The sequence below is a fragment of the Anaerorhabdus sp. genome, assembly GCF_036637135.1.
In the GTDB taxonomy this organism is placed as follows: domain Bacteria; phylum Bacillota_I; class Bacilli_A; order Erysipelotrichales; family Erysipelotrichaceae; genus Anaerorhabdus.
In genome coordinates, this window is sequence record NZ_JAVWNC010000102.1 from 1 (window position 1) to 4047 (window position 4047).

5 protein-coding genes and 1 other annotated feature are annotated in these 4047 nt (G+C 33.3%); of the genes, 4 read left to right on the forward strand and 1 reads right to left on the reverse strand.

Going from position 1 to position 4047, the window contains the following annotated elements; all coding sequences use genetic code 11:
- The 4 genes from RR643_RS11345 to RR643_RS11360 form a co-directional block, all read left to right on the forward strand.
- Positions 1-624, forward strand: a 624-nt coding sequence (locus RR643_RS11345) for a hypothetical protein (protein ID WP_332483285.1), incomplete at its 5' end; no start/stop codon positions are given.
- Positions 625-698: 74 nt separating this feature from the next.
- Positions 699-913, forward strand: a binding site (T-box leader).
- 140 nt (positions 914-1053) lie between these two features.
- Positions 1054-1863, forward strand: coding sequence for a transporter substrate-binding domain-containing protein (locus tag RR643_RS11350; RefSeq protein ID WP_332483286.1), 810 nt, complete (start codon positions 1054-1056; stop codon positions 1861-1863).
- Positions 1864-1879: 16 nt separating this feature from the next.
- Positions 1880-2542 carry an amino acid ABC transporter permease gene (locus RR643_RS11355; RefSeq protein ID WP_332469893.1) on the forward strand — a complete coding sequence of 221 codons (663 nt, stop codon included), beginning with the start codon at positions 1880-1882 and terminating at the stop codon, positions 2540-2542.
- On the forward strand, positions 2535-3257 hold the full coding sequence (locus RR643_RS11360; RefSeq protein WP_332469894.1) for an amino acid ABC transporter ATP-binding protein: 723 nt from the start codon (positions 2535-2537) through the stop codon (positions 3255-3257). The genes RR643_RS11355 and RR643_RS11360 overlap by 8 nt, the downstream gene beginning before the upstream one ends.
- 63 nt (positions 3258-3320) lie before the next feature.
- On the opposite strand, the gene RR643_RS11365 is transcribed toward RR643_RS11360, so the two are convergent.
- On the reverse strand, positions 3321-3710 hold the full coding sequence (locus RR643_RS11365) for a PepSY domain-containing protein (protein WP_332469895.1): 390 nt from the start codon (positions 3708-3710) through the stop codon (positions 3321-3323).
- Between the last annotated feature and the right edge of the window lie 337 nt (positions 3711-4047).

Sequence of the window (4047 nt, forward strand, 5' to 3'; positions counted from 1 at the left end):
GTTTTTTTAGTTGTTTTGGTTCTAATTTTAAGCTCGTGCTCAAAAGAAAGAAATCCAATTGAGTTATCAAATGTTTCTTATGATGGTTGTATTGCAATAGGCAAGGATCTAATGGCAAGTACTAGTGATTTGGATCAATTCGCGATATATAATGATTTTATTTATTCTTTTCAACGCTTCGACAAAACGGTAGTAGGCTTGAGGTTCTTGTCAAATGTACCTGATGTAACATTACCAGATGGTTTATTGATGGATAGGAAAGAAAAAGTGATTGTGCAAACTAAAGCTCCAAAATATGAAAAGATAATTGAGTCATTTCCGGAATTTGGAATAAAATCATTAGATTCATTTATCAATAAAGCCGATAAAAATACAGGTGTTTTGTATTCTTTTATAAATGAACCTAACCAATGCGTTCTTCATATGGCAATATATCGACCTTTATCTACAAATCGTGCTGAAATTTTAAATGAAATTGTAGATGAGATTCATTCGATGGGTTATCAAGAATCACCTGAAGGATTAGAAGGTTCTTATTCATTTGAATTCGGTGATTACGCCTTATCTGTTGCGCCAAAGGGTAATGGAATTATCGTTCAATACGTATTTAGCATAAACAGATGAATGTAAATATTTTCATTTGTTTGTAAAACTTTACATTTATGTATTGACATTTTACTAGAATGTAGGTAAACTTTAAAACATCGAAGAGAAAGAGTAGTACTCTGCTGGAAACTTTATTAGAGAGCCCTGTTAGGTGAAAGAGGGAATGAGGAAGGTAGACGAAACGAGCTTTTGAGATTCATCGTATGTTAGTAAGATGGATGTGAGCCTGCATTAAAGGAAAGTGATTTAGTTTTTTAAGTGAAGCTAAATAAGCAGAGTGGTACCGCGGAAATTTTTCGTCTCTATATGTAAATATAGAGGCGTTTTTTATTTGATTTAAAGTTTTGGGAGGAATGAATGATGAAAATAATAGGGTGGTTAAAGCGACGACGAAGTTGCATAACCGTTAAGTAATAAAGCAAAGAAACTAATAAGAGGAGAAAGAAAATGAAAAAATTAGGAATTATGTTACTAGCGATGCTAGTGTTAGCTGGATGTTCAAGTAAACCAGCAGAAGCAACACCAAGTACAGATCCAACAGAAACACCAGCAACAACAGAAACTGCAGCATGGACAGAAACATTAGTTCAAGATGGTATTATCTCAATTGGAGTATCTCCGGATTATCCACCATATGAAACATTAGACACATCAAATCAAATGGTAGGATTTGATATTGATTTCATGAATTTAATTTTAGATACAATTAACAAAGAGGGTTCGGATCTTAAGATTGAATGGGTACAAATGGATTTCTCAACAATCATCTCAGCAATCCAAATGGAACAAGTTGATTTAGGAGTTTCTGGATTCACATATGATAAAGATCGTGATGTATTATTCTCAACACCTTACACTGAAAGTGCAGCTGTTGTGGTAGTAAATCCAGATAGTGACATCAAATCGTTAGATGATTTAAAAGGAAAAGTTCTTGCGGCTCAACTTGGTTCAACAGGAGAAGTTGCGGCTAAAAATGTTGAAGGAGCAGAAGTGAATAGTATCAACAATGTAAATATCATGATGGAATCATTAAAGAACAATGCATATGATGCAGTAATTATTGATAAACCAGTTGCGGAAAACTATGTTAAGAATGCAGGCTTCGTTATGTTAGAAGAACCTATTCAAGATGATGATACATATATTATTGCGAAAACAGGAAACACAGCTTTAATGGATAAAATCAATGCAGTAATCGAACAAGTAAAACAAACAGAAGCTTATCAAGAATTATTAACAAAATGGGAATTGAATTAAAATGACTTTGGGGGACATGCTTACATTAGAAAATCTTAGATATTTGCTAAACGGGGCAATGATGTCTTTGTTTATCGCACTATGCACATTTACATTTGGAACAATATTAGGTGTAATTGGCGCTGCAATGAAAATATCTAAAAGCAAATTATTACAATGGATTGCGAAGATTTATGTGGACTTTATTCGTGGGACACCAATGTTGTTACAAATCTTGTTCTTGTATTTGGGATTTCCTTTAATTTATAAGATGGTTACAGGTAGTTTCATTCGTGTAAATCCATATGTAATTGGGATTATCGCAATTAGTATAAACAGTGGTGCTTATGTTACTGAATTAATTCGTGGAGGAATACAATCCATTGATAAAGGTCAATGGGAAGCATGTCAAACTTTGGGGCTACCTTATGGATTGACAATGAGGAAAATTATTCTTCCTCAAGCATTTAAAAATGTATTGCCACCACTTGTATCAGAGTTTATTATGCTAATTAAAGATTCATGTTTAATCTCGACAATAGGTGCAGTAGAGTTACTACAAGGAGCACAAATATTAGGAGCTCGTTACTACAATTATGTTGTGTTCTTAGTTGTTGCGTCGATCATCTATTTGATTATGACAAGTGTAGTTTCTTACTTTGCGGATAAACTAGAAAAGAGGTTAGCGACAAATGATTAAAGCTACGAATTTAGTAAAAACATTTGGTAAAGTTAAAGCATTAGATGATGTTTCAATAGAAATTCAAAAGGGTGAAATTGTTTGTTTGATTGGACCAAGTGGAAGTGGTAAAAGCACCTTATTAAGAGCAATAAAGGGATTAGAAGAAGTTGAACAAGGGGAAATTTATATTGATGGTGAAAAGTTTGATAAAAAGAATGTGAGTCAACAAAATAAAATGGGATTTGTATTTCAACATTTCAATTTATTTCCGCATTTATCTGTGCTTGAAAACTTGACTCTATCTCCGATAGAAGTATTAAAGATGAGTAAAACTGAAGCTGATTCTTTGGCAAAAGAATTACTTATAAAAGTTGGTTTAGAAGATAAGATTGGTGCTTATCCCAATCAATTATCGGGGGGTCAAAAACAACGTGTGGCAATCGCTCGTTCACTAATGATGAATCCTGAATTTATGTTGTTTGATGAACCGACATCAGCACTAGATCCTGAAATGGTGTGTGAAGTACTTAAGGTAATGCAAGATTTAGCGGAGCAAGGAATGAGTATGATTGTTGTAACTCATGAAATGGGATTTGCTAAAAAGTTATCTTCAAGAATTTTATTTCTAGAAGAAGGAAAAATAGTTGAAGAGAGTAGTCCTGCAACATTCTTCGAGAATCCAAAAACAGATCGTGCTAAAGAATTTTTAGAAAAGATTACTTATCTCCAATAGCGTGCAGATAAAAAGAGGTGTAGCGTACAAAAGTACAAAACACCTCTTTTAGTTTGCGATTAATTACTTATCTAATTCCCATACAACAATCTCACCAGTATTGGCATCAATAGTTATATCGTATTCAGATTTACCAGAGTTAATCTCTATATCGTAAACAATGCGTCCGTGATCATCGTCTAATTCGTATTTTGTGATTTTAGCATTTGGTTCTTTATCTAAAATAATTTTTTCTATATCATCAAATGCTAAGGATACTGAATATTCGGAACCATTTACATCAACCGTAGCGCCAGTTTCACCATCGTATTGTGTTGCGGCAGATGTTGCATCTGGAGTTACAATAGGGGTAGGTGTTAAAGTGGGCGTAGGTGTTGGTGTTTTTGGTTCTGTATTAGTAGAACAACCAGCAAGAAACAAAATGAGGGATGTAAGTATTACTATCTTTTTCATAACGATTCTCCTTTATCTTCATTCTAAAAGATAGGGTTAATATAGACAACTTATATGCTCATATTCAAGGGTGAAAAGATGTTCTGCTATTTTCACACAAAATCTGTCTTCTTTTAGTTGATTTGAATAATTTAGTAATGCAGTAATTTTATTAATAAACAAGTTGTGAAAAGTCTTTTGACTGCCCTGAAGTGAAGTAAACTATTATCAAGGTATTCCATATAATGAAATAATACCTTGATTTTTGTTGACTAGATAGAGGTAATAGTCTATAATACACATGTTATCAATATACCATAGACAGCAACGGCCTAGTGCTTAATCAGGTTGCCGAGGT

Coding starts and splice junctions, on each gene's coding strand:
- RR643_RS11365 (WP_332469895.1), bottom strand. CDS start 3,710: ATGAAAAAGATAGTAATACTTACATCCCTCATTTTGTTTCTTGCTGGT.
- RR643_RS11360 (WP_332469894.1), top strand. CDS start 2,535: ATGATTAAAGCTACGAATTTAGTAAAAACATTTGGTAAAGTTAAAGCA.
- RR643_RS11355 (WP_332469893.1), top strand. CDS start 1,880: ATGCTTACATTAGAAAATCTTAGATATTTGCTAAACGGGGCAATGATG.
- RR643_RS11350 (WP_332483286.1), top strand. CDS start 1,054: ATGAAAAAATTAGGAATTATGTTACTAGCGATGCTAGTGTTAGCTGGA.